Origin of the sequence: Ovoidimarina sediminis, from assembly GCF_032586175.1 — a bacterium.
In the GTDB taxonomy this organism is placed as follows: Bacteria; Pseudomonadota; Alphaproteobacteria; order Rhodobacterales; family Rhodobacteraceae; genus Ovoidimarina; species Ovoidimarina sediminis.
On sequence record NZ_JAWHTE010000029.1, the window covers coordinates 21153 to 45942 of the forward strand.

Annotated in this window: 28 protein-coding genes and 2 tRNA genes; 6 read left to right on the forward strand and 24 right to left on the reverse strand. The window is 63.1% G+C overall.

All coding sequences use genetic code 11. The features are described 5' to 3' along the window. The first annotated feature begins 108 nt into the window (after positions 1-108). Positions 109-1206 carry a hypothetical protein gene (locus RXV90_RS22215; protein WP_316651956.1) on the forward strand — a complete coding sequence of 366 codons (1098 nt, stop codon included), beginning with the start codon at positions 109-111 and terminating at the stop codon, positions 1204-1206. Between the two features lie 34 nt (positions 1207-1240). On the opposite strand, the gene RXV90_RS22220 is transcribed toward RXV90_RS22215, so the two are convergent. Both RXV90_RS22220 and RXV90_RS22225 read right to left on the reverse strand, forming a co-directional pair. Beyond that, positions 1241-2392: a deoxyguanosinetriphosphate triphosphohydrolase gene (locus tag RXV90_RS22220; RefSeq protein WP_316651958.1), complete on the reverse strand. Its 1152-nt coding sequence runs from the start codon at positions 2390-2392 to the stop codon at positions 1241-1243. A gap of 71 nt (positions 2393-2463) precedes the next feature. Continuing rightward, positions 2464-2877 (reverse strand): SufE family protein, encoded by a 414-nt coding sequence (locus RXV90_RS22225; protein WP_316651961.1) that lies wholly within the window; start codon positions 2875-2877, stop codon positions 2464-2466. A gap of 126 nt (positions 2878-3003) precedes the next feature. On the opposite strand from RXV90_RS22225, the gene RXV90_RS22230 reads away from it, so the two are divergent. Then, positions 3004-3453 carry a hypothetical protein gene (locus tag RXV90_RS22230; protein ID WP_316651963.1) on the forward strand — a complete coding sequence of 150 codons (450 nt, stop codon included), beginning with the start codon at positions 3004-3006 and terminating at the stop codon, positions 3451-3453. Between the two features lie 23 nt (positions 3454-3476). On the opposite strand, the gene RXV90_RS22235 is transcribed toward RXV90_RS22230, so the two are convergent. The 5 genes from RXV90_RS22235 to RXV90_RS22255 all read right to left on the reverse strand — a co-directional run bounded on the left by RXV90_RS22235 (position 3477) and on the right by RXV90_RS22255 (position 8305). Next, the gene (locus RXV90_RS22235; protein WP_316651966.1) at positions 3477-4637 is read right to left on the reverse strand and encodes a phenylacetate--CoA ligase family protein; all 1161 of its coding nucleotides are present in this window, start codon (positions 4635-4637) and stop codon (positions 3477-3479) included. A gap of 350 nt (positions 4638-4987) precedes the next feature. Next, on the reverse strand, positions 4988-6145 hold the full coding sequence (gene rnd / locus RXV90_RS22240) for a ribonuclease D (protein ID WP_316651968.1): 1158 nt from the start codon (positions 6143-6145) through the stop codon (positions 4988-4990). A gap of 52 nt (positions 6146-6197) precedes the next feature. Continuing rightward, on the reverse strand, positions 6198-6788 hold the full coding sequence (gene purN, locus RXV90_RS22245) for a phosphoribosylglycinamide formyltransferase (protein ID WP_316651970.1): 591 nt from the start codon (positions 6786-6788) through the stop codon (positions 6198-6200). Then, positions 6785-7834 (reverse strand): phosphoribosylformylglycinamidine cyclo-ligase, encoded by a 1050-nt coding sequence (gene purM, locus RXV90_RS22250; protein ID WP_316651972.1) that lies wholly within the window; start codon positions 7832-7834, stop codon positions 6785-6787. Before purM ends, purN begins: the two co-directional genes overlap by 4 nt. Positions 7835-7876: 42 nt before the next feature. After that, complete coding sequence (locus RXV90_RS22255; RefSeq protein ID WP_316651973.1) at positions 7877-8305, reverse strand: hypothetical protein; 429 nt, start codon at positions 8303-8305, stop codon at positions 7877-7879. Positions 8306-8396: 91 nt separating this feature from the next. Between RXV90_RS22255 and RXV90_RS22260 the strand changes: the two genes are divergently transcribed. Then, positions 8397-8473: transfer RNA gene (locus RXV90_RS22260), tRNA-Ile, on the forward strand. Positions 8474-8487: 14 nt separating this feature from the next. Here RXV90_RS22260 and RXV90_RS22265 read toward each other — a convergent pair. The 16 genes from RXV90_RS22265 to RXV90_RS22340 form a co-directional block, all read right to left on the reverse strand. Further along, complete coding sequence (locus tag RXV90_RS22265) at positions 8488-9576, reverse strand: tyrosine-type recombinase/integrase (RefSeq protein ID WP_316651976.1); 1089 nt, start codon at positions 9574-9576, stop codon at positions 8488-8490. Then, positions 9573-9707, reverse strand: coding sequence for a hypothetical protein (locus tag RXV90_RS22270; RefSeq protein WP_316651979.1), 135 nt, complete (start codon positions 9705-9707; stop codon positions 9573-9575). Before RXV90_RS22270 ends, RXV90_RS22265 begins: the two co-directional genes overlap by 4 nt. A gap of 40 nt (positions 9708-9747) precedes the next feature. Then, entirely contained in the window at positions 9748-10350 is a 603-nt protein-coding gene (locus tag RXV90_RS22275; RefSeq protein WP_316651981.1) for a hypothetical protein, read from the reverse strand. A 316-nt stretch (positions 10351-10666) separates the two neighbouring features. Then, the gene (locus RXV90_RS22280) at positions 10667-11158 is read right to left on the reverse strand and encodes a hypothetical protein (protein ID WP_316651984.1); all 492 of its coding nucleotides are present in this window, start codon (positions 11156-11158) and stop codon (positions 10667-10669) included. Positions 11159-11542: 384 nt separating this feature from the next. Continuing rightward, entirely contained in the window at positions 11543-12589 is a 1047-nt protein-coding gene (locus tag RXV90_RS22285) for a phage portal protein (protein ID WP_316651986.1), read from the reverse strand. Then, positions 12586-13128: an HK97 family phage prohead protease gene (locus tag RXV90_RS22290; protein WP_316651989.1), complete on the reverse strand. Its 543-nt coding sequence runs from the start codon at positions 13126-13128 to the stop codon at positions 12586-12588. Before RXV90_RS22290 ends, RXV90_RS22285 begins: the two co-directional genes overlap by 4 nt. Then, positions 13128-14381, reverse strand: a complete 1254-nt coding sequence (locus RXV90_RS22295) for a phage major capsid protein (RefSeq protein ID WP_316651990.1) — start codon at positions 14379-14381, stop codon at positions 13128-13130. Before RXV90_RS22295 ends, RXV90_RS22290 begins: the two co-directional genes overlap by 1 nt. A gap of 3 nt (positions 14382-14384) precedes the next feature. Continuing rightward, positions 14385-14711 (reverse strand): HNH endonuclease, encoded by a 327-nt coding sequence (locus tag RXV90_RS22300; RefSeq protein WP_316651992.1) that lies wholly within the window; start codon positions 14709-14711, stop codon positions 14385-14387. Then, positions 14702-16213, reverse strand: a complete 1512-nt coding sequence (locus RXV90_RS22305) for a terminase large subunit domain-containing protein (protein ID WP_316651993.1) — start codon at positions 16211-16213, stop codon at positions 14702-14704. The genes RXV90_RS22300 and RXV90_RS22305 overlap by 10 nt, the downstream gene beginning before the upstream one ends. Next, entirely contained in the window at positions 16210-16518 is a 309-nt protein-coding gene (locus tag RXV90_RS22310; RefSeq protein WP_316651995.1) for a hypothetical protein, read from the reverse strand. Before RXV90_RS22310 ends, RXV90_RS22305 begins: the two co-directional genes overlap by 4 nt. 18 nt (positions 16519-16536) lie before the next feature. Beyond that, entirely contained in the window at positions 16537-17106 is a 570-nt protein-coding gene (locus tag RXV90_RS22315) for a DUF3102 domain-containing protein (RefSeq protein ID WP_316651997.1), read from the reverse strand. An 85-nt stretch (positions 17107-17191) separates the two neighbouring features. Beyond that, positions 17192-18256, reverse strand: a complete 1065-nt coding sequence (locus tag RXV90_RS22320; RefSeq protein WP_316651999.1) for a bifunctional DNA primase/polymerase — start codon at positions 18254-18256, stop codon at positions 17192-17194. Next, complete coding sequence (locus RXV90_RS22325; RefSeq protein ID WP_316652001.1) at positions 18253-18453, reverse strand: hypothetical protein; 201 nt, start codon at positions 18451-18453, stop codon at positions 18253-18255. Before RXV90_RS22325 ends, RXV90_RS22320 begins: the two co-directional genes overlap by 4 nt. Next, positions 18450-18719: a hypothetical protein gene (locus tag RXV90_RS22330; protein ID WP_316652002.1), complete on the reverse strand. Its 270-nt coding sequence runs from the start codon at positions 18717-18719 to the stop codon at positions 18450-18452. The genes RXV90_RS22325 and RXV90_RS22330 overlap by 4 nt, the downstream gene beginning before the upstream one ends. A 172-nt stretch (positions 18720-18891) precedes the next feature. Continuing rightward, the gene (locus RXV90_RS22335) at positions 18892-20502 is read right to left on the reverse strand and encodes a SulP family inorganic anion transporter (protein ID WP_410482395.1); all 1611 of its coding nucleotides are present in this window, start codon (positions 20500-20502) and stop codon (positions 18892-18894) included. A 175-nt stretch (positions 20503-20677) separates the two neighbouring features. Beyond that, positions 20678-21988, reverse strand: a complete 1311-nt coding sequence (locus tag RXV90_RS22340) for an ATP-binding protein (RefSeq protein WP_316652006.1) — start codon at positions 21986-21988, stop codon at positions 20678-20680. A gap of 44 nt (positions 21989-22032) precedes the next feature. Between RXV90_RS22340 and RXV90_RS22345 the strand changes: the two genes are divergently transcribed. From RXV90_RS22345 to RXV90_RS22355, 3 genes are all read left to right on the forward strand, one after another. Continuing rightward, positions 22033-22929: an MBL fold metallo-hydrolase gene (locus RXV90_RS22345; RefSeq protein WP_316652008.1), complete on the forward strand. Its 897-nt coding sequence runs from the start codon at positions 22033-22035 to the stop codon at positions 22927-22929. Positions 22930-23001: 72 nt separating this feature from the next. Then, a tRNA-Asn gene (locus RXV90_RS22350) sits at positions 23002-23076 on the forward strand. A gap of 555 nt (positions 23077-23631) precedes the next feature. Beyond that, entirely contained in the window at positions 23632-24315 is a 684-nt protein-coding gene (locus tag RXV90_RS22355; RefSeq protein ID WP_316652010.1) for a tyrosine-type recombinase/integrase, read from the forward strand. On the opposite strand, the gene RXV90_RS22360 is transcribed toward RXV90_RS22355, so the two are convergent. After that, positions 24312-24503: a hypothetical protein gene (locus tag RXV90_RS22360; RefSeq protein ID WP_316652012.1), complete on the reverse strand. Its 192-nt coding sequence runs from the start codon at positions 24501-24503 to the stop codon at positions 24312-24314. The two genes, RXV90_RS22355 and RXV90_RS22360, sit on opposite strands and share 4 nt — an antisense overlap. Positions 24504-24790: the final 287 nt, after the last annotated feature.

Below are 24790 nucleotides of genomic sequence, written 5' to 3' on the forward strand. Positions count from 1 at the left end.
CAGACTCGCTCAAGTTGTTGCCATATCGGGCATATTGGGCCTTGACTGGGACCGGTGCCGTGCGTTTCAAAGAAGTCGTGGGGCGCTAACCGAATTGGAAGGTTTGACATGCTCCGCGATTCCCGAACGCGTTCGAAGCTTGTTGCCGATGTGGCCACGCTCGCTGTTGCAACTGCTCTCACCCTCGCCCCGGCCGCTCTCCAGATCGGCCCCTTCGACGATGCCGCCTATGCCCAGGGCAAGAGCGGCGACAAGGGCGACAAGGGTGGCGAGAAAGGCAACAAGGGCGGTAACAGCAACAAGGGCGGCAACAGCGACAAGGGCGAAAACGGCAACAAGGGCGGAAACTCGAACAAGGAGTTTTCCGAGACGGGTGTCGGGAAAGCGTTCGGAAAGCTGTTCGGCAAACCTGAAAAGACCGTGAAGGCGAGCAAGAGCAAGTCGGCCACGGCCAGCGCAAGCACCGAGACGGTCGAGACCGCTGAATACGAGCCCCTGCATCCGAGCATGATGGGCAGCCGGAACGCCAAGCCGGCCGAAGCGGCCATCGAAGCGCACATCCGGAATGCCGCGAAGAAAGGCTACTGGAAAGACAACTACAACAACCCGGTCAACGTAATGGCGCAGGTCGAACTGACCTCGCGTGCACTGGACGCCGCCATGACCGAAGCCGAGATGGCGGCGCTGGAAGCGGCCGGAGTCGACACGTCGGGTATGGAGTATCGCGAACTGACGGAGACGGAACTTGCCGCTCTGGAAGCGCTTGGGTTCGATCCGGATTACAGCGACGAAGACCTCGAAAACATGCTGAATGGAACCGAAGAGGGCGAGGTTTCGGAAGAGACATCCGAGACCGAAGGCGACACGACGGAAAGCCCGACCTATTCGGTGAATGACGGCGTTGTTTCCTGCGACACCTGCACCCAGGAAGAACTGGATGCAGCACAGAAGGAAGTCGATGACGTAATCGCGGAAGAGACCCTGCGCGAATATGCCGAGCTTTACGACCAGTCGGTCGACCGGCTTGTGAACGGCGGCAACAAGCCTCTTGCCGATTACGAGGACCAGGTCGTGCACCAGGTGTCCGATCACCTCGAGATCAACGTCTACGACACCGACGCGATCTATGAAGCGCTCGATGCCGAAGAGATGGACGGCGAAGGCACTGGCGACGAGCCCATGGATACCGCGATGGTGACCGAGTAACCGGTCCGTCAAGGATACCGATGAGCGGGCGGCCTCAGGGCCGCCCGTTTTCTTTCATGAATTCCGCATGGCACTGAAGGGCAAAGCGGTCGGTCATGCCCGCGATGTAATCCGAGACGATGCGGGCGAGGCCGGTTTCGTCCGACACGTCATCGACATCCTTGCGCCATTGCTTCGGAAGCCGATCGGGGTGGGCCAGGAAGAAGGGAAAGAGATCCTCGATCACCCGCGTGACCTCGGCCCGCATCTCGACCACGCTGGGGGCGCGGTACATCCGGTCGAACAGGAATTTCCGGATCACGTTCAGATCAGCCCAGAGGGCGCGGGAAAAGCAGATCACCGGGCGGCCCGCGTGGCGGATATCGGCCGCGCTGTCTGCGCCGATTTCCGCGAGGTTCGTCTTCGCCACCGCAATCACGTCTTCCACGAGGATACCGAAGAAGCGGCGCAGCGCCTCGTGCCGCCGGCGGTAGTAGTTGAGGCCGGGATAGACCCGGTCAACCTCTGCGAAGCAGTCCCGCAGGATCGGCAGACCGGCCAGTTCGTCGGTGGAGAACAGTTCTGCCCGGAGCCCGTCGTGCAGGTCGTGGTGGTTGTAAGCCACGTCATCGGCGATGGCCGCGACCTGGGCCTCGGCGCTTGCATAGGTGTCCAGCTCGAGATCGTGGCGGGCCTGGTATTCGGCAAGCGCCCAGGGCAGATCGCCGGTGACCGGCCCGTTGTGCTTGGCGAGCCCTTCGAGGGTTTCCCAGGTCAGGTTCAGCCCGTCGAATTGGGCGTAGTGCCGTTCGAGCGAGGTCACGATGCGGATCGCCTGGGCGTTATGGTCGAACCCGCCATAGGGGGCCATCAGCGCCTCCAGCGCATCCTCGCCGGTATGGCCGAAGGGCGGGTGCCCGAGATCGTGGGCGAGCGCCAGCGCCTCGGTCAGTTCGCCGTTAAGCCCCAGGACACTGGCGATGGTGCGGGCGACCTGCGCCACCTCGAGCGAATGGGTGAGCCGGGTGCGGTAGTAATCGCCTTCGTGTTCGATGAAGACCTGGGTCTTGTGCTTGAGGCGCCGGAAGGCGGAGGCGTGAATGATCCTGTCCCGGTCCCGCTGCCAGCAGGAGCGGAAGGTCGAGATGTCTTCGGGCCAGAGCCGTCCCCTGCTCTCTCCCGGTTTCGAGGCATATGCGGCGTCCAAGCCGGTCTCCCCTGCCCGTCTGTCCTGTCCCTGTCCGCCTTCCTAGCGCGTCCGGCGCGGGTTGTCCCGCTTCAGGCCGCTGCGGCGGCGGCCGTTTCGCGAATCCGCTGAATCATGGCGCGGAGGCCGTTCGAGCGCTGCGCGCTCAGGTGATCCTGAAGGCCAAGGCGGCCGAGTTCCGCGCCCGCGTCGACGCCCGGCACCTCGGCCACAGGGCGGCCGTTGTAGAGCGCCGACAGGACGGCGATCAGGCCGCGGACGATCAGCGCATCGCTGTCGCCGCGGAAGCGGAAGGTCGCGTCGTCGATTTCGGGCACGAGCCAGACCTGGCTGGCGCAGCCGTCGACCTTGGTGGCGGGCACCTTCAGCGCATCCTCGAGCGGCGGCATCGCCTTGCCGAGATCGATCACGTAGCGGTAACGATCCTCCCAGTCGTCAAGGAACTCGAAGGTTTCGGCAATCTCTTCAAAGGCGTCGGTCGACATCGGTTCTGGCTCCTTTCCGCATCACCTAAGAGGCGGTGGCGGGAACGTCCAGCCCATGCGCCCTTTTCAGACCCGGACCAATGGGTTACTCCCATAGCCCAGACGCCGGATCGCCAGGGGCAGGACATGGGCAGACAGATCGTCATCGTCGTAGCGCTTCTGAGCGTTTTGGCCGGTTGCAGCCGGATTTCAGAAAGCCGGCTGAACCCGTTCAACTGGTTCGGGCGGGACCGGGCCGTCGAGGTTCAGGCCGTGGAAACCCAGACCGATCCGCGGCCCCTGGTGGCCGAGGTTATCAATGTCAGCATCGAGCGGGCACCGGGGGGCGCGATCCTTCGGGCCGTCGGGCTGCCGCCGCGGCAAGGTTACTGGTCCCCTGCCCTGATTCTGTCGGGGCGCGGCGACGGGGTTCTGGCCTATCACTTCCGGCTGGCGGAGCCGCCCGCGCCCACGCGGGTGTCGACCCAGGTGTCGCGCGAAGTCGTGGTGGCGACCTTCCTGACCGAACAGGAACTTGCGGGCGTGCGGGAGATCCAGGTGATCGGTGCGCTGGCCTCGCGAGCGGTGCGGCGGTAAGGCGCGCGGCGCCTACCATTTTTTCAGGTGGTCGGCGCGTCCGTGCGGCGCAGTGGCACGACTGCGTGGAACTTGCCGCTGGCGGTGAAGGCGGGCGGTTCATCGCTTTGCCGGACCACGACGTTTTCGAGGCCGTTTGCGTGAAACACCTTCGTCACCGACGCGATGACGTCGTGAAAGACCGGTCCGGGATCTTCGCGGGGCACGATCCGCAATTCGAACGCGTCGTCTTCAGTCTGGACAAGCTGGATGCGTTCCGCGCCCGTATGCTCCACATCGAAGACGAGCGGCGAGAGGGTGGTGTCGCCGACGCGGACGAGTGTGGCCTGGCGGCCTTCAACCTCGAAGCTGCGGAAGGGTGAGCCGCAGGGGCACGGATCTTCGCGGAACCTGATGCAATCGCCCAGATCGTAGCGAAGGAAAGGCTGTGCGTCGTTGGCGAGCACGCTCAGCAGGGCCGAGGCCGAAAGCATACCGTCGGGAACGGGGCGCATCGCGTCGTCGACCGCTTCGAGGATGACCCAGTCTTCGTTCACATGCTTGCGCCCGTGGCTGCATTCAAACGAGAGCGCCAGGCATTCGGTGCAGCCATAGGTGTCGATGATGCCGTAGTCGAGCGAGGGGAATGCGCGGCGGACGCGTTGGCTGAGATCCTGCGTCAGCGTCTCGCCGCCCGTGCTGAACAATGCGGGCGCGATGTGCAGGCGCCCGGCCTCCTTCTCTCGGGTGAGGATGGCGAGCATGCTGGGATAGGTGACGATCCAGGCGATATCGGGGATCGCGTTCAGGCGGTCGACGAGACGGGTAACCGGTTGTTCGGCCTCGACGAAGGTGACGCCGAAGCCCCTGGCTAGCGCGGGGTAGAGACGTTGCACGAGCTTGTTGAAGCCGTTGCCCGCGAAATGCCCGTTGCCGCCGGTGATCGTCACGCGGATGCCACGCCTGCTGACGTCGCGGATGAGGGCCCAACGCCCGCGATCGAAGCGGGCCATCGTGATGCCGTAAGCGTATTCGACAAAGGTTTCGGGCAAGACGATGATAGCGGGTTCGCCCGATGTGCCCGACGTCTGGAACACCGCGACATCGCCGATCGGGACGCCGGCGTTGCCGATGTCACGCAAGTGGGCGCGGGCTTTTTCGAGCGTCAGAGTGCGGATCGTCAGCCAATCATCGAACTGGCGCATCAGATCAGGTTTGCGGGTTACGGGGAGGTCATGGAGGAAGATGTCGTCTGTGGGGGGCAGATCGGCATAGAGCTTTCGGAACAGCTGAGAGTCGCGGCGGGCCGTTTCGACAAGGCGGCGGAGGTTCCGAAGTTGGCGCGCCTCGATCCGGCGCCGGCCGCCCCGGCCCGTCCAGAGCCCGCCGACGAATTAGCTTATGGCATTGAGAAGGCTGAAACGCATGGTGGTGCGGGGGCTTTCCTGATCCACGGTGCAGACGCGCCCGTCATCGGAAGTCTAGGCCCCGCGGCGCCTTGCGCCCTGACCGATATCAAGGCCCGGGGCCCTGCCGTGCGGGAGATGCGGGGCGATCAGAGTTCGATCAGCCTGATCGTCTGGCCCTTCGCCGTCAGCGCGATCTTTCCGTCGCAGAGGCGCAAGGCATCTTCGCCGAAGACCTTCTTGCGCCAGCCGCGGAGTGACGGAAGATCGCGTTCGCCGCCAGCGATCTCGTCAAGTTCGGCGGCGGTTGCGATGAGTTTCTGGGCGACGCCCGCCTGTTCGGACTTGGCCTTGAGAAGGACGCGCAGAAGATCGGCGAGGGCCGGGTTGACCTGAAGCCTGTCGCGGGAGCGATCGACCGTCGGGAAGGTGGAGGGATCGGCCTCGAGCCCCGCCTGCACGGCAGCGAGGATACCGTCGGCGATCTCGCCCCGCCGGGCCTCGCGCAGAAGAAGACGCGAGCGCGAAAGATCCTGCGGCGTCTTCGGCTTCGTCGAGGCGAGTTCGAGCAGCGCGTCATCCTTGAAGACCCGCGTGCGGGGCACGTTACGGGACTGGGCATAGCCTTCGCGGAAGCGCGCGAGTTCGCGGGCGATGGCGAGGAACCGGCCCGAATTGGTGCGCGTCTTCAGGCGCTTCCAGGCCTCTTCCGGCGCGACGATGTAGGTGGAGGGATCGGTAAGCGTATCAAGCTCTTCTTCCACCCAGTCGCGGCGGCCGGACTTTTCAAGATCGCGGGCGAGGTGTTCGTAGATGTCGCGCAGATGCGTCACGTCGGCCAGCGCGTAGGATTTCTGCGCATCGGTCAGGGGCCGGCGCGACCAGTCGGTGAACCGCGAGGTCTTGTCGAGATTGGCGCGGGCGATCTTGCGCACGAGGGTTTCATAGCCCACCTGTTCGCCGAACCCCGCGACCATCGCGGCGACCTGGGTGTCGAAGAGCGGTTCGGGAAAGACGCCCGCCTCGACAAAGAAGATCTCGAGATCCTGGCGGGCGGCGTGGAATACCTTAACGACCTCGGTGTTGCGGAAGAGATCGTAGAGCGGTTCGAGCGAGAGGCCGTCGGCCAGCGGATCGACCAGCACCGCATCATCCGCCCCGTCGCCCGGATAGGCGAGTTGAATCAGGCAGAGCTTGGCGTAATACGTCCGTTCCCGCAGGAATTCGGTGTCGACGGTGACGTAAGGCTGGCGCGACGCCCGCGCACAGAACTCCGCAAGCGCCTCGGTCTTGGTGATCGTTATCATTGGGGTTCTCTAACCCACCGTTTCGCGCCTTGCCAGCCTCGATTTCGGGCAATCACGGAAGCTGGAGCATACGCCTGTCGCCAGAAGCAAATCGGCGGAGAACCGCCGGATAAAGCTTGTGTTCCTGTTCGAGAACGCGGGCCGCGAGCGTCTCTGGCGTATCGCCTTCGAGTATGGGGACGCGCGCCTGGCCGAGGATCGGCCCGTCGTCGAGATCGGCCGTCACCTCGTGCACCGTGCAGCCCGCCTCGGTATCGCCCGCCTGGAGCGCACGGGCATGGGTGTGGAGTCCCCGGTATTTCGGCAGGAGCGAGGGATGAATGTTGAGCATCCGACCTTCCCAGGCGCCCGTGAAGCCGCCGGTGAGAACCCACATGAAGCCGGCGAGGGCGATCAGGTCGACGTCATGGGCCGTGAGGTGGCGGGTGATTTCCGCCTCGAAGGCCGGGCGATCCTCGCCGAAGGGCCGGTGATCGACGACGGCGGTGGGGATGCCCCGGGCGCGGGCCTTTTCGAGCCCCCTTGCCCCGTCGGTGTTCGACAGGACGAGGACGGGGCGTGCGGGGTGATCGCCCGTCATGCTGTCGGCGAGTGCAACCATGTTCGAGCCGCCGCCGGAGATGAAGATCGCGACGCGCCTCACGCCAGGGTGCCGGTCGTCCGAACGCCCTCGCCGGGGGTGACGGTGCCGATCCGGGTGACGGTTTCGCCCGCCCGCGCCAGAAGATCGGTGAGCGGGCCTTCGGCCTCCGGATCGACGACAAGGGTCATGCCGATCCCGGCGTTGAAGGTTCTGAGAAGCTCGGGCATTTCCAGCCCGCCCTCGGCGGCAAGCCAGCGGAAGACCGGCGGGATGCGCCAGCTTGTGAGGTCGATGTCGGCCCCGAGGCCTTCAGGCAGGACGCGGGGCAGGTTTTCGAGGAGCCCCCCGCCGGTGATATGGGCGAGCCCTCGGACACCGCCTGCGCGGATCGCGGCGAGGACGGGGCGCACATAAAGCCGCGTGGGCTTGAGGAGCGCCTCGCCCAGCGGGCCGTCCTCGAAGGGTGCGGGAAGATCCCAGTCGAGCCCCGAAAGCTCGACAATCCGGCGGACGAGGGAGTAGCCGTTCGAATGGACGCCGTTCGAGGCGAGGCCGAGGATCACGTCACCTGCGGCCACGCCCGAAGGCAACGCGCCGCCTCGTTCCATCGCACCCACGGCGAAGCCCGCGAGATCGAAATCGCCGGCAGGATACATGCCGGGCATTTCCGCCGTCTCGCCGCCGACAAGGGCACAGCCCGCTTCGGAACAGGCCCGGGCGATCCCTTCCACCACGCGGGCGGCGGTTTCGATGCTGAGCTTGCCGGTTGCGAAGTAGTCGAGGAAGAACAGGGGCTCCGCCCCCTGGCAGACGAGATCGTTGACGCACATTGCGACGAGATCCTGCCCCACGCCGTCGACATTGCCGGTATCGATCGCGATGCGAAGCTTGGTGCCCACCCCGTCGGTGGCCGCCACGAGGATCGGGTCGTCGTAGCCCGCCGCCTTCAGATCGAAGAGCGCGCCGAAGCCGCCGAGGCCCGCCATGGTGCCGGGGCGGCTGGTTGCGCTGGCGGCCGGTTTGATGCGGTCGACAAGTGCGTTGCCGGCGGCGATGTCGACGCCCGCCTCGGCATAGGTCAGACCGTTTTTTCCATGTTCACTCATGGCGCTTCGCCTAGCCGAAAGGCCGGGGGCTGTCCATGCCGGTCAGTTCGGCCCTATCTGGGTTCCGACGAAGACAGCGAGCCGGATCGACAGGAGAACCGGCACCTGAGCGAGCAGGAAGCTCTGTCCGAACTCGATGTCGCCGATACCTCCGGCCATACGCGGATCGGCGATGACGATCCAGAGATTGAGGACGAGATGGGCCAGGGCGGCGACCAGACAGAGAGCCAGGGACAGAAGCCACGCAGGGCCGCCCGACAGCACCCGGCCGGTTTCGCGGCGATGGAGCGCGGCGGCCGCCCCCGCCGCGAGCATGAGGCAGGTAAAATAGCCCTTGGTGCCGGACAGGTCCAATCCGGACCGGATGGAGAGAACGAGAAGGCCGAACATCCCGACCAGCACGGCGAGGAAGAGCAGACACAGCCTGTCGTAGAGGCGCAAGGCGCGCCAGCGGATCGCGATTTCTGTCATGACCGGATGGTCGCGTGGCAATCTGGCGAAACTTTGACGTCCGAAGCGGTGCTTGACCGCCCCTCACCGGCGGCCTAATCGGGACACAGGCGGGCCTGTAGCTCAATTGGTTAGAGCAGAGCGCTCATAACGCTTTGGTTGGGGGTTCGAGTCCCTCCGGGCCTACCACGCCACCCGATATATCATTGTTTTTTAACACTTTTACTGCCCTTTTTGCCCAACCTTTGGGAGAGGTTGGACACATTACGTTCCGGTTTCGTGCCTGCGAGCCGGTCAAAAGCGTGGTCTGCGAGAGTCGCCCTTGCCGCCTTCTTGGTGTAAGTCGCTGCCTCTTTGGGTGAGGCATGGGCAAGAAACGCCATGACCTCCATTTCTGTTGCCCCGGCTTCTGCAAGTCGGGTTGCGCCTGCTTTCCGCAAGCCGTGCGCTGAACAGTGGTCGAGGCCAGCGGCCTTGCATTGGTCCTTGAACCAGTTGCCAAGCGTCGTGGCCTTGTACGGTCGCCCTGCCCCATGCGTCAGGAATAGGACGTCACCTTTCGGGACGTCTGCCAATTCGGCGGCCAACTCAGGAAGGATTGGAAGGTCGGCCACAACGCCCGTCTTACCGCGTGCAAACCGAATGCGCCCGTCCTTGACGTGCTGCCAGCCAAGCCCCGCTGCGTCCTGCCGGGAGGCTCCGGTACATAGAAAGAGCATCAGCGCGCGCCGCGCCCTCGTTCCTTCGCCGTGGTAGTCCAGGTACTGCGCAATCTCCGCGTCAGTCCATGTGTGATACCCACTGCCCGACACCTTCCGGCGGTCCGCGTGCCGCGCCGGGTTGTGCGTCGCCCAACCGTGCTTTGCGGCGTAATTGAACAGCAGAGAGAGGTTTTTCTTGACCCGGTTTGCAGCGGCTGGGCCTTCTTTCTTGGCCATTAGGGCCTCGACATGCCGCGTCTCAAGGCGAGCGAAGGGCAAGTCACCGGCAACCTGCATCAGCCAGTCAAGTTGTCCGCGTAGCGTCCGCTTGCTGGCCTCGGCTTGGTCAAGGTATTTCGGCGAATTGCGATACTGCACTATCAGCCAAGCCAGCGTGCCGCGCGAAAATCGCTCGGTCGGCTGCGGCCCCAAGGCCCCTTGCCGCGCCTGTTCGTATGCCGTCCGAAACTCCGCCGAGCCATAGGCCCCCGGCAAGTAGCAGGAAAAGCCCTTACGCCGAAACCGCCAACGGACTTTGCCGTGACGGTCAGGGGCGCGCGTGACGCCGGGGAATGGGTTGCGCCGCCTCATGTGTCCAGCAACCTATCGCAAGGGTTGTCGGTGTCTTTGACTTCGCCAGAGGCCAAGATCAGCCGCACGCTGCCGTCCGGCGAAATTCGCAGCTCTCCAACCGGCACGCCCGCCTTGACCATCGCCTTCATATAGCGCGTCAATTCGGCCTGCTTTACCTTGGCGGGAGAGTTAGACAATGTTGCCCCCTGTGCGATAGTCGCGATTGTTATTGTGGCCGAGCCAAACGAAAGTTTCTGCTGCGATTTCGGTACTGCGCCGGATCTTTTTGGCCCAGTGTCCGTAAAGCTGCCCAGAGGCACGAAAACGCTGAATCAAACGCTTGTCGTCCTCCTCCAAGCTGACTGCAATCTCCTGCCAATTCATGACGAAGGTTATCTGCAACGACTTTGCGACTTCGCGCAGTTCGGCGTTTTCCGGCTCCGCATCAAATAGTGCTTCGAGCCAATCACAAATATACTCTTCGACGGTTTCGGTTGCCTTGATGCGGAACGTTTCTGGCATGTCGTCAGTGAGTGGCAGGTCACCTACTCCCTCACGCTTCAATCCCATGTACTGCGCAACAACTTCGGCGGATTCCTTCAGCTTTGGTTGAATTGCGACAGCTGCCAGAAGCCTCAAGACATGCACGAACTCGACACCAGCAATTGCCCGCCCCCTGCTCTTCGGCAGAAGGCCACCGTCGATCAAAGCCCTGGCATAGTTGCGAACGGACTTTTCCGGTTCCCCGGTGATCTCGGCGACGTCCTCAACAAGTTGGGCAACTGTAATCATCTCAGCCTCACGCCTGCTATGTCTCAAATAAATTAAAACCAAACAATGCGCGACCCCTAACGCACGGATGTCCTCATCTTCCGCAGGCGCTCCTTCCGGTGCTGAGCCTTCCGGCTGCACCCATCATCGCAGTACTTCCGGCGCTCCAGAGGGATATCGGCCCCGCACAATGCGCAAGGCCGCTTAGGACGGGACGCAATGCGGGCCTCGCGGACAAGCGCGTTGTAATCGTCCATATAACATTTCACGGTACAGAATTTCCGCTGAGGCGGGGCGTCGTCCGGTATAACCACGCCACACCCCTCGCAGTGCCGCCTCATATCGAGTGCGTCGCCCGCCCCACTATTTCCGCCTCGGCCTTCGCGATGGTCCGCCGCACGTAATCGAAGTGCGCCCCTTTGCAGAGGCCGGAGCAATACTTCTTCTGGTCCTCGACCAGCTTCTTTCCGCACGAGACGCACCGCGTCCGCTCTATCAGTGTCCCGGCGCTTATCGTCCATTCAAGCTGTCCTTCATTCCAGCTTGGCCGCTTCACCCTGAGCCGCCGTTCCACGGTCGCCATGAGGTCACGGGCCATCAAATCAGCCGCAGGCCAATTCCAGCCCGCAAGGCAGAGGTCGGACCGCACGGCGGCTCGGAGCGGCCCTTCGAGGTTGAGGAAGGTGGCAATCATGCCTGCCTCGCGAGCGAGCCGGACGGTTTTCACCAGTTCGTCCGCAAGGTGCTGGAAGCGTTGCGACCCCAGCTTGCCCCGCCGGGCTTCGCGTTCCCGCCGGGCCGCGCGCCTTACATGCACCATGCTAGTCATTGGGCTGGCCCCGGCCTCCTAAACCGTGCCAGCCCTGCGCCGCGCCCCCAAAGGAATGGAGGTAATGGGGGCCGCGCCTGTCGGGGTTTTGGGACACTCGCCGACTTGCCCAGACGCTTTGCGTTGTCCACAAATGACCGCAGGCGCGTCCTCGCCTTGTCCTAAATCCGTCACGTTTAGTTGCTCTGACGAGGACCGTGCTGCCGTCGGTCCCGGTTGCCAGCCGAGGGAGCGACCCCGCGCCCTCCCGTCGGCAGCACGCCTTATCAAGCCTATTGCGCCCCAGAAGTTGGCCGCGTACCTTGCCGTGTGCTGTCGGCAATCTCTTCTCAGAGATGGCGCAAGTCCACCTTCTTGCCCAATCGCTGGCAGCACGCATCTGCCCTATTCCCAATCCACAATTCGCAAGGCTTCGGACGCATCAACACCGGCTTCCTTTGCCGTGGCGAGCGCCTGGATAAGCGTGGCCGCCGCCCGTGCCCGTCCACCCGCATCGAACGCCTGCAGAGGCCGCATCACGTCGATTTCAACGGGGCCGCCCATCTTGGCCTGCACCTCTTCGGCAATAAGCCCGGCAATTGGCGCGAGCATCCATTGTGCAAGATGCCTTTGGGCCTCCCGCACAACGGGGCCGGTCGTCGCTTGGTTGAGAAGCGCCGGAAGAACCCCGAAGGCCATCGCGATACTTCCCCGCGCCGCGTCGAGGCTTTCTTTCGGCATGAGCCGTTGCAGGTCGGGCGTCAGTTGTTCCGGCATGTTGTTATGCCGGGGTGCCGGGGCGTTTACATTGCCCGCCGTGACAGAGTTCTGGACGATGAAGCTCCGCCCCTGCTGCCGGTTACGGAAAGTTTCCGCGAAGGTTTCCGCCTGGTTTGGCGTATTGCTCGGCATTGGAATGATAATGCTGCCCAAAGGCGCATCGGCATAGATGCCGCCAAGCGCCTTTTCGAGGGCGTGAAGCATTTCCGCCGAGAGTTGCGCCCGCCGCAAGGGACTTTGCCCGAGCCAGGGGGCCGCCGGGTCCGAGCCGATACGGAAGTGCAGGACTTCGGCAGCAAGGGCGGTAAGGCTCCGACCACCACCAGCTTCAGGGACAGTAAGACGATAAGCGGTCGGAGCCCCGTCCGCGGTTCGGACGTCCCAATCATAGCACGGAATGAGCCTATCGTCGCGGATGAGCCAGAGACTTTCCCCTTTCAGGGCCAATGAGCGGGCCGTGTGGGCCAGCGCCGACCGCGTGAGCATATCCGCGCCCTCGACGTCTGCGAGGCTTAGCCCGCCCTCCCATAGCGACACACACGACTGCACCGTGCCCGTTAACTCGGCCAGCCCCCGAGCCCCGCTGATATACGCCTCCCTTGCGGCGATTACCTCGCTCGTGAAGCCCGAGGCCGCGCGGGTTTCTTCTTTTCGTTTGAATGGCCAAATCATGCGCGCCACCTCGTCAATGCCAGTTGCAACTGGGCGTCGGGGGCCTCGATCCATGACCGGGCCTCGATCTGCGCCGCCGGATATGCGGGTTTCGTCACAGCCGAAAATTCATAGAGGGCCGCTTGCGTGATCGTCCGCACCATCCCGTCGGCGCGACGTTCAACCCGTTCACCTTGCGGTAACACCCGGAACCCCGGCGAAAGACCCCGGATCAGCCCGGCGTCATGGGCTGCCATGAAGTCCCGCGCCCATGTCGTGCCGCCGTCGATGGTGGCCTCGATCTCAACCGCATGATCCGTGTCGCGGATTGTGAGGCTGCCCGCCGCCCGGCTGGCGAGCGGCTTTTCAAAGTTATGACCGGACAGAAAGTGCACGTCTTCGCCGCGCTCAATCCGATCTGCGAAGGCACGCGAGGCGACGACTTCCCGTCGCCCCGGTGCCAGTTCGGTTTCGGCGCCATAGGGGAACGTCGCCCGAAGACGGGCGGACCCGCCTTCGGTACGAAGCTCCAGCGCCCCGAGTGACGCTCCCCACAGCATTAGGTGAGATCCGTCAGAACCTGCAGCTGCGCCGGGCGCAGGACCGCGAAGTCCGCCGTCACCAGCCCCGTCAGCCGAAGACCGCCGGAGGCGGCATCGCTGAACGGATCGCGGATCACGTCTACACCGCCCCAGAGGCCGCAGACGAAGGGCGCAACGCCATTCTTGCGAACCGTCAGAAGCGACTTGTAGACTGAGGGCGAGCCGCTTTCGTTCGACCGGGTGGACACCATCACGTTGCCCGCGCCCACATGGCTCAGAAGGCGATCCCATTCCGTCCTGCCCGATCCTGAGTCAAAGACCGTGGCGTCGAGATCTGCGAAGGATTGCGGATGCAACATCACCTTAACACCCGAGGGCGAGCCCACGGCATTTGCCGCCATGAAGTTGACGATTGCACCTCTCCAATCGTCCCAGGTTGCACCGCCGCCCGAGGTTTCGGTGATCCCGTAGGTTGCCGCATCCGCGATCACGCCCGCAGGCTCACCCGACGATCCCGCCCCGTCGAAAGCGGCGATATCAAGCTGATCCTGGATCGTGGACAGCATGTCGCGACGCACCGCTTGTTCGAGGCCCGGCCCCGACTGCTTGAGCGCCCGGCGGCTGATCTTCATCGTGATGCCGAGGGTGTAATCCGGCACCAGCGAACGATCAGTCGTGGCAAAGACCGTGGGCCCCGCGACGTCGCCGAGTTCCGTGGCCTGCCAGCCCGCCGTCACGGAAGACGTAACAACCGGGTATTCACGATCACCTTGCGGGATTTGCACCATCTGGCAGCCCATCCGCGCGGCCATGCTATCCGCAAAGATCCGATCAGTGATCGGCATCGACTGCAGCGGCGTATGCGTACCGCTTGCGATGGTTTCGCCTGCACGGGTTTCCAGCGCCTCGAAGGGCACGGGGATGCCGCGATAGCCGCCGTGACTGCGCATTTCCTCGACGATTTCCTTCGTCTGTCCGGTGAGTTCCTGGCCCTCGGCATAGGCAAGCGCCACCTGCCGGACCTCGAAGCCTCGCATCATGTGCGACCACTCGCGATCCGAGCGGGTTTCGAGTTCCGCCCCGGCTTCCCGGCGCTCTTCGTCTTCGGCAACAAGCGCCGCGCGGTAGCGGGTTTCGTTCGTCCGATATTCCGCGTCGAGGGTTTCCATCGACCGCGTTTCTTCTTCGGTCGGGGTTTCCTTCCCGACCAATTCCGCGAGGCTCTGGCGGATTTCGCTTTGCCGCCTCGCAATCTTCACTGAATCAAGCATGTGTCATCCTTTGTGCTCAATAGGTTTGCCCTGCATGTCTCGCAGGAGTTTTGACCACGCCTCCCGGCGCGGATTGGGCGCGGGCAAATTCGCTTCACGCCGCGTCTTGGCCGAGTGGCATTCTCGGCAAAGGCTTTGGAGATTGGCCGGGTCGAAAGACTTCTCGGGCGCATCGCGCACCGGCACGATATGGTCGACGTCCAGCCGGTCGCCCATCTTCCCGCAGTCCTGGCAGGTGAAGTTGTCCCGCTTCAGGATTTGCCAGCGCAGACGCCGCCAGCGCGTCGTCTTTGTGACTTCCCGGGAATATCTGTCATACATCAGAGGCATATGAATCGGGCCTCCGTGTCCGGGGTCGCCACCTGCCGCGCGCCTTCCGCCACGGCGAGAACCGTGGCCGAGGCCGCGTCAATCCGGCCCTTGGAGCGGGCTTTCGCAATCTTGATGTTGTTCGCCGGGTCTCTGAGGCAGACGGTATCGGCGAAGGCACTGCGCAGAAGCAGGCTCGGGGCCGTCTTCACCTTCCCGTCGAAGGCCGCCCGGCGAAACCGTTCCGCATCTTCCCCGCCATCCCGGAACCCCATGCCCCGCCAGATAATCGGACAGGTCACACCGGCTGCCGCCGCCGCCTCGGAAAGCTCCGCCTGTTTGAAGCGGTCCGCGACGATTGCCGTGACGGTTTCCCCTTGGACCTGTCGCATGATTTCAACAAGCCAAGGTGCAACCGGCACCGTCTTGTCACCTAAAGTTGACAGCTCGCCACGCTGTTCCATTTCAATGTACCGACCGTGTACGCCATCACCAGAGCCGCGGTCGGCCAGAGAAGGGTTCGCCGGAAATGAGCCTTGCACCTTGAGGTGACCCGTCTCTGGCCAATAAAACGCCGCTGCGGTCATCGAGGCCGAGCCGCCGAGGTCGATACCAATGACGCAATGCCCCTCACGCGGGGGCGGGTCTGCCGTCTCGCAGGCGAGCCATTCGTCCACCGTCAGAAGCACGTCACGGGTTTCGCCGGATACCCGCTCATTGCGGTTATAGAGCCGGAAGCTCGTCAGGGTGCTGCCACCCCGTGCAATCGCCCGGCGGGCCTGTCCTTCGAGCCATTGAATGTCTGCCCCGATGCCGTATTTCGCGCCGGGGTTTGCTTCTATGAGCGAGGCCCGGTCATCCGCAGGCAAGCCGGGTGCGGGGCGGTGTTCTTGGACGCAAACGCCCGCTTGTTCCTCATCAATCCACTTGGAAAAGGGATGCGTGTCGTCCGAGGCAGACGTCGAGATAATGAGAGCGCGGCCACCCCGCTTCCCGAGGCCCGAAAGCAATGCCTGTTCCAGAGCGTCGCCCTGGTCTTGAGGCCAGTGGCCGCGCTCATCCATCAGCACCAGATTGGGGGCAGTCCCAAGCGCTGATTTCCCATCTGCCGCAATGCCCCTGAGAACGTGCGAGCCGTTTTCGTCCTCGTATTCAATTTCAAGCCGGGGCGAGCGCCGGAACGTGAGCCGCTGTTGAATCTCGTCCGGCAGAGACCATGAGAATTGAGCCGCGAAATCCCATGCAATCCGCGCCTGGTCCCGCGTTCTGGCCGCAATCAGGATTTCCCGCGCGGGCTGGTTATCCCAAACACCCAGAAGCGCGCCCAAAGCGATACCACTGCTCAACGCCGTTTTTGCATTGCCCCGGCCAATCGACAGCACACCCACGTCCACGCCATCGGCCAAGGCCCCCTTCACGAATTGCTTTTGAAACGGTGCCAATTTCAGCGGCGTTCCCGCAGAAGGCCCCTGCGGGATTTGCAGCGTTTCGAGAAACCGGATTGCCTTGGTGGAGGGCTTCATTCCAAACCTCCGCGCGTTATCAGGCCCTCAGACTGGAACGCCGATTTGAAGCGAGGGTAATCGTCGCCTGCATAGAAGATTGCCTGCCCCTGCATCGACGACCCTTTCGGGTGGCTGTCCGGCTTATAGAAATTGATCCGATACTTCGGGAAACACACGCCCGTTGAGACTTCCCACAGCGCCCGAAACCAAGCCGTTTCTGTGCAGTTGTTTGTCAGGACAAATCCCTGCGAGCCGCTATTCACCGCGTCGCAATAACGGTAAACGAAGCGGTCAATCAGGCGCGCGCTAAATGGCGGATCCATCCATATCCGGCCAATGGGTCAATCCTGCTCGAGGCCGTCGTCTTCCACGATGAATATTTGCTCGGCCTGTACGACTCTGTTCGCAATCACAGAAGTCGCGGGATCTAGGTCGAAGCCGCCGAGAACCGCGCGGGCCTTCTCGATTATGGGTCCGGGCGTGTACCACTCGTAATCGCCCGTATAGTTCAGCCTCGGTGACTTTCCGCCGACCAAGGCCACCGCGTCCTGGCGTTCCATCTCGGGATGGATCAGCCCCGCCGAAAATGCGCCCTCAAGTTTGTCCTCGGGAAGCTTGCTTAACTCGTAAAGCGTGCCCCAGGCGGGCGGCAAAGCGTGCACGTGTGCACGATTTCCCAAAGCGGCGTGACGCGAGATTGCCATAAGCTTCCTGGCTGTTGCGTCAGTGAAAGGCAGCCGCTCGGGATTGTCCTCGGCGAACAGCCTTCCGAATTGCCCGTGAGGCAAGTTGGCCTTGGCCTCGGTGAGCATCCGACCCACGTCAAGAATTGCATCGACGCTATCCTGCCACCGGGCGCGGATAGCATGGCTCCATTGAGAAACCTGAAGGGCAGTGTCACAGACGGTCATGACGCCCTCCCGTCGCGTAGCGAAAAGGCGCTACTTGGGGGGGCGGTTACGCGACCGCGCGCATTTTTGGGGCATTGGGACCAATTCATGCCCGTTCCCCTTCCATCAGTTCATCGGCCTCTAGGACGGGGGGAGAGGGTGTATAGTGATCTTTCACGGAATCCGACATGATAGGCTGAAGCCTGTAGCGGCCCGCTTTATGCCCCCTGATCGGTGCGGACAGTTCTTCGAGAAAGCGCCGCTCAAGCAGAATGTCGCGGGCTTTGACTATCCTGGTCCAGTGCCAAGGCGGGCTGCCTGCCTCGCTCATCGCCCTGGGGGCAATGGCAAAGGCTGGCCGGTTGCTGTGCCACCGCCGAAAGTATTGCAGCAACACGAGAGCGTCCGGCTCATCAATGAGCGCATCCATCATGCGGTCGCCTCCGGTGATTTGTGGTTTGCGCAGGCCGAGGTAGTTGCGGCCCGTCGCCTCGTATCCCCAGGCCGAGCGGGCGCACCGCTCTATCTCTGAGGTGGGCAGCGGGTCAGGGAATGCCCCGGCCCATGTTGCGGCCACGTCTATGAGCGCTTCCACGTCATCACAGTGCCGCGCGTGGGCCATGCAATAGCGCCAGAGAGTGTCATTGCGTTTGCCGGTGCCAACCGTCTCCCCGGGGCGTTGTATTGCTTCCCTGAGTGTGGGCAGGTTGCCGATTGCCTCGATACTGCCGGAGATGAAGGCATAGGCCGCGCCGAGGTCTTCCCGCCATGACGGGGGCGCGATGGTGAAACCGTCGCCGAGAACATCAATCGGTAGGCCGTCGAAGGGGCGGATATGCCTGCCTTCGCTATTGTGCTGATACCAGAGTTTGAATTTTCCCGAGGCCGTTCGGATTGCGATAGGTGTTTCGCCGAAGCGCTCAATCGCAGCGGCAAGCCAAGCCTCGCCCGCGCCGTCCACGTCGATTTCCGTGATGCCGGATGGTCGCCCCATCAAGAGGCCGAGGCCGTCAGCCTCGCGCAACCGTTCATTCTGCGCCCATTGCCGCGCCTTCTGAGGCGTAGCAGTGCGCCAGCCGAGAATGGCGGGCCGCTTGTTCCGCGTATTCACGGGGAAAGCGGGCAGCCCGGCGGCTGCATAGGCTTCCGCATGTTGCGCAAAGACGCTCATGCGGTGCCCACCGGCTCAGCTAAGGCAATTTGCGCAGCCTCAAGCCACCCAAGAGCGCGCTCTGCCGAGTCCTCGATGCCGTAGACGGCGTTGCCTGTCGGCGCATGAAAGGCACTGACAAGATAGAGACCGTCCGGCGCGGGCATAATTGCGCCCTGAATGTCGGACGTTATCTGCAGGGAAATGCGCTCGCTCATGCCGCCACCCCGCCGATATGCTCGGGAAGGTCGGCGAGGGTTTGCATTGCCAAGGGGTCAGGGGCGCGACAGGCGGCACCGGTGACCCGCAGTAGGGCCTTCCGGGTGCGGCAGTAGTGCCGGGCCTTCCAAGGCCAGCGCCCGGTGCCTTTTTCCCGCCGCTGCAATATCCACTGGATACCGTCCTTGCAGACGATGACGCGGTGCCGGTCGTCCACCTGGGCGATGACGCGCGAATAATTGTCGGCGGTTTCGTGGTTGGACACTTGGGGAAATTCCCCAATGTCTTCAAAGGGCCGCTTCTGTCCGGTTGGACAAGTTAAACTATTGGTTTTCTGTAGCTGTGGCGGCCCCTCCGGGCCTACCATCCCTTTTGTTCCGGTGTGCGCCGCCCGGCCGCGTTGCCCGCTCGGGCAAGGCCGGGCGCGGATCGCAGGGTCAGTGCCCGGCGCCGAGAACGCCCGTCTTGACCGAATAATCCGCCGCGATCTGGTAATCGGGGTCGTCGTCGCTGTCGATCATGAGCTGCCCCGCCTTGGTCAGAAGCTGGTGGCAATCGCGGCTGAGATGGCGCAGCTGGAGTGTCTTTCCGGCGGCCTCGTACTTTCCGGCAACCGTTTCGATGGCGCTGAGGGCCGACTGATCGACCACCCGGCTTTCGGCGAAATCGACGATGACGAGGGCGGGATCGTTTTCGGGATCGAACAGTTCCCCGAACCCGTCGGAAGACCCGAAGAACAGCGGGCCGCGCACCTTGTAGACCCGTGCGCCTTCCGGAGTGTCATAGCGTTCCGCGTGGATCCGCGTTGCATTGTTCCACGCATAGGCCAGCGCCGACACGATGACGCCGACAACAACCGCCGTCGCAAGATCGTAGGCCACCGTCACGACGGTGACGAGGACGATCACGATGGCGTCCGTCAACGGCACCTTCCGCATGATCTTGAAGCTGTTCCACGCGAAGGTTCCGATCACCACCATGAACATAACGCCGACAAGTGCCGCGAGCGGGATCTGTTCGATCAGCGGTGCGGCGAAGAGGATGAAGGCCAGAAGGAACAGCGCCGACGAAATGCCCGAAAGGCGCGTGCGGCCGCCCGATTTCACGTTGATCATCGACTGCCCGATCATCGCGCAGCCGCCCATGCCGCCGAAGACGCCGGTGACGGTGTTGGCAGCGCCCTGGGCGATGCATTCGCGCGAGGCCCCGCCGCGCTTGCCCGTGATCTCGCCGACGAGGTTCAGGGTCAGCAGGCTTTCGATCAGCCCGATGGCCGCGAGGATCAGCGCATAGGGCAGGATGATTTCCAGCGTCTCTAGCGTCAACGGCACGGCCGGAATGTGAAAGGCCGGCAATCCGCCTTCGATCGAGGCCATATCGCCGACCCGCGGGACGTCGATCTGAAATGCGATGACGGCGACGGCCACGATGGCGATGCCCGCCAGCGGGGCGGGAAACGCCGACGTGATACGCGGCATCACCCAGATGATCGCCATGGTCGCCGCCACGAGGGCCAGCATCGTCACCAGGGGCCAGCCGGTCAGCCATTCGCCCTGTGCAAGCCCGTGGCCTGCATGATCGGCCGAGCCGGGCACCTGAAACTGGCTGAGCTGGGCCAGGAAGATCACGATCGCAAGACCGTTGACGAAGCCGAGCATCACGGGGTGCGGCACGAGCCGGATAAACTTTCCAAGCCGCAGCACCCCGGCCGCGATCTGTATGATCCCCATCAGCACGACCGCTGCGAACAGATATTCGACCCCATGTGTCGCGACCAGCGACACCATGACCACCGCGAGTGCACCGGTTGCCCCCGAAATCATCCCCGGTCGGCCCCCGAACACGGCCGTGATGAGCCCCACGATGAAGGCGGCGTAAAGCCCGACAAGCGGATGTACCCCGGCGACAAAGGCGAAGGCGACGGCCTCCGGCACCAGCGCCAGCGCGACGGTCAGGCCCGCGAGGAGTTCGATTCTGACACGGCCGATGTCGAAGCTGGTGTCCCCCTTGAGGGACGAAAGATTTGGGCCGGCAGCGAGCGCCGCCATCATGATTTTGGTCACGGGTGATCTCGGGGATATGGATTGACTGGGGGTGACCTAGCACGCCAGGCACAAAATGCACGGTATTCATGGGCATACCAGATGGCCGTTCAGTGCATATCGGGCGGGAGGCGTGCTGAGCTGCTCCGAGGAGCGGCCATAGCCGGGGTCGCAGGTGCCGCTACCGTGCCACCACCAGATCCACCCGCAGACCGCCCAGATCCTCGCTTTCCCCGAGCCGGAGCGCGCCGCCGTGCTGGCGGGCGATGTCGCGGACGATGGAGAGGCCGAGCCCGACGCTGCCGCCCTTGTCCTGATTGCGGGCGGGATCGAGCCGGGCGAAGGGGCGGATCGCCTCTTCCCGGCGGTCTTCGGGAATGCCGGGGCCGTTGTCTTCCACCACGAAGCGTACGGACTTGTCGAGGATGGCGACCGAGACACGCGCTTCGTTGCCGTAGCGGAGCGCATTTCCGATGAGGTTGTCGAGCGAGCGCGCAATGGCCATCGGGCGTATCGAGACGAGGCCCTCGCCCTCGCAGGGCCCGAGGGACACGCCGGGACCACTGCGTGCCACGGCCTCTGCTGCCACCTTGTGGGGATCGGTTTCGACCGTATCCTCGGTGGCATCGACGCGGGCGAAGCCGAGGAAGGTGTCGAGCATTTCCTGCATCTCGTCCACGTCGCGTTCGAGGGCCTCTGCCTCCTGCCGGTCGGCCAGCATCGACAGCGCGAGCTTCATCCGCGTGAGCGGCGTTCTGAGATCGTGGGAAACGCCGGAAAGAAGCAGCGTGCGCTGTTCGATATGCCGTTCGATCCGGTCGCGCATTTCGAGAAAGGAGGTGCCGGCCTGGCGCACCTCGGTCGCCCCGCCGGGCCGGTAGGTGACGATCTGGCCCTTGCCGAAGGCCGAGGCCGCTTCCGCCAGCCGGCGGATCGGGCGCACCTGGTTCTTCAGGAAGAGAAAGGAGATGATCGTCACGATGGTGGAGACGAAGACCATCAGGACGAGAAGCTGGTGGGGATTGCGGGCGGAGACGCGGGAGCGGTCGAAGCCCATCACCACGGGGCCATGGCGCGTGCCGAGGACGAGGCTGACCCCGTTGTCTTCGCTGGCGAGATCGACCGCGCCGAGCGTCGGCAGCGTCTCGCGCAGGACCCGGGTGACCACGAGACCGGAGAGATCGAAGCGCGTGCGGGCGTCCTGAACCGCTTCCGCCCCGGTGAAGGCGAGATCGACGCCGAGCGTGCGGGTCAGGGAGTGAACATCGGCCTCGGCATCTTCCGCGCTTTCGGCGGCATTGATCCATTCGAGCAGCAGCTCGACCGTCGGGACGACGGAGCGGGTCATCTGGTCGGTGACGTTTTCGTAAAGACGCTGGATAAAGACATAGCTCACCACCAGCTGGATGGTGATGATCGGGACGAGCAGAATCAGGGCCGTCCGGCCGATCAGGGACCGCGGGGTGAGGGATTTGAGCCGGAACGCCGCCATGGGCGAACCCTAATCGAAGGACAGGAAAGCGAAAGGGCTTTGCGATGACCTTGCCCCCACGGCCAGAGACGGTGACGGAAGTCGCCGATGGCATCCGCCGGATCATCGCGCCGAACGCCTCGCCGATGACGCATTGGGGGACGAACACCTATCTCCTGGGCGCAGAGTCGGTCGTGGTGATCGACCCGGGGCCCGAGGATGCCGCGCATTTCGACGCGATCCTGTCGGCGCTCGGGGATGCGGAGGTCACGCATATCCTTGTCAGCCATGCCCATCGGGATCACAGCCCGCTTGCCGCGAGGCTTGCGCGGCGGACGGGGGCGCCGGTCTGCGCCTTCGGGCATGCGGCGGCGGGCCGGAGCCCGGTGATGGCGGCGCTGGCCGAAAGCGGGATGGCGGGCGGCGGCGAAGGTGTGGATACGGGATTCGTGCCCGATACATCCATTGGTGACGGCACGGTGATCGCGACAGGTGCGGGGAAGATCGAGGTGATCCATACCCCCGGCCACATGGAGGGGCATCTGAGTTTCGCCTTGGGTGATGTGCTGTTTTCGGGCGATCACGTCATGGGCTGGGCCTCGACGCTTATCTCGCCCCCCGATGGCGATCTGGGGGCGTTCCGGGCCTCCTGCGCGCGGCTGCTGGCGCGGGGCGATGCAGTGTACCTGCCCGGCCATGGCGCCCCGATCACGGAGACGGCGGAGCGTGTGGAATGGCTTCTGTCGCACCGGGACGCGCGCGAAGCAGCGATCCTGTCGGCCCTTGCAGACGGGGCGGCGAAGGCGGGCGTGCTGACGCGGCGCGTTTACACCGACATTCCCGAGGCGATGCTGCCGATGGCGGAACGCAACCTTCTTGCGCACCTTATTGATCTTGCGGAACAATCCGTGGTTCTGGCCCGACCCCACGTTGCACTGGACGCGGTGTGGGAGCTAGCCTGAACGCACCGGTCGAATTTTCGCCGGAGGGCACTGGACGCGCGATCTGCACCTTGCTATATCGCCCCCCGGTGTTCCGGCGTAGCTCAGCGGTAGAGCAGTTGACTGTTAATCAATTGGTCGTAGGTTCGATCCCTACCGCCGGAGCCAAATTTTTCAAACATTTACGTGAAAGTCGCACCATTGAGAGAATATCTGGGTAAGCGTCAGGTAAGCACGTGACGTTCGCCAGAAGGCTTTGTGAAGTACACACTTCGAATTTGCCTTCTGCCGCGACCTCACAAGAAAAAAATCTTTGCAGCAATACGCCACCACACACGACATCCGGTTTGGTATGGTCCGACGACCACATTGGGGACTTTCCGGACCGATACACTGGCAGCATCAGTTATCGCCCAGGTCACCAACTGAAAGCCATCTCGCCACTGCATAGCAGCGCAATTTCCAGAAACCGGACGTTCAAAGCGACTGAAAAGCCCAAAACCCAAATCGGCCGTTCGCCGCACTGGCAATCGATGTCTCACATGCGGACGAAGCGGCCTTTCGCTTCAGAGCGGCGTTATCAAGGCTGTTGAACCAACGCTAAGCGCACAACACGGCCGCTTGCCGGTGCGAAACTGTGAGTCTTTCAGTCCCGGCTGGATGGGTTAACGTGGCCGCATCAAGGCATCGACCATCGAGCTGCACCTCTGGGCAATCGGAGAGATGCACAGGGCAGAGTTCCAGGTATCCCCGTGCCGACACAGGCTCGTCGAGCTGGCGCTGAAGAGTGTGAAGCGCAAGTACGGCAATGTGTATAGGCAGGCCCCTCCCCTCGGAAAGAAAGAGGTCCTGGCGGCGATTGATGGTTTGGGGAACACCCGCCTTGAGATCAGAGACAAGGCCGTTCTCTGGGTCGCCACTGATAGCTGGTGCAGGGCGTCAGAAATCTCGGGCTTCAGGGTCAGGGATCTATGCCGACAAGACGACGGATCGAGCGTCCTCTTCATTGCGCGTTCGAAGACCGACCCGGACGGGCGTGGCAACTACGCCTTTCTATCAGAGCGAGGCACAAAGGCCGTGTTGCGATGGATCGAAACGGCTGGGTTGAAATCGGACGATCCTATGCTCACGAAGTCCCAACGCGGTGCGAAGATTTGCCCACTCGATCCGGCAACCATCTCTCGGATCATCAAACGCTGCACCAAACGAGATGATGTCTCGGCGCACAGCACGCGTGTCGGGGGTGTTCAGGATGCGTTCAGGCTGGGATGCGACCTGTCGTCAATCATGGTTGCTGGCCGCTGGAAATCACCCGAGATGCCCGCACGATACGGCAGGCGCATTATCGCCAGCCAATCCGCTGCAGCGCAGGTTTCCAGGGCCTTCGAGGAAGGTGAAGGCGACTAGACCCTACCCATAATCCCATCCTGGTCCTTGGTCAGGTCTCCGACAGAGAGAAGTGTCGGGATATCTGCTTCCAGGCTCACGCGGATAATGGTTTGGCGAAGCGCATCGTCTGCTTCCTCAAGACCTTGGGCCTGCGCGTGAGCCCGCAATTCATGAAGAGTATCCCTAATCCATTCGCTGTAGGACATGAGGCAATCCACCGAAGTATGACGTTCTCTACTATAGGTAGCAACTAATTGAGAAGTGCAACCATGAAGCAGTAGATGAGATTAAATCATGATTGCATTGCGAGATCGTGCTTGTCCAAGGTCCAGGTGTTTCTACTCGAAGTCCACTTCGTCCGTATCGCTGACCTCGGCCAACGCTTCGATCTTACATTTGCAGCGAACTACCGTTTCGTGGAAGCTACAACGCGGCGCTACACGAAATATCAAATGTCTGCTTCTCTAATTGGGCGTTTGGGTCAAACTCGTTT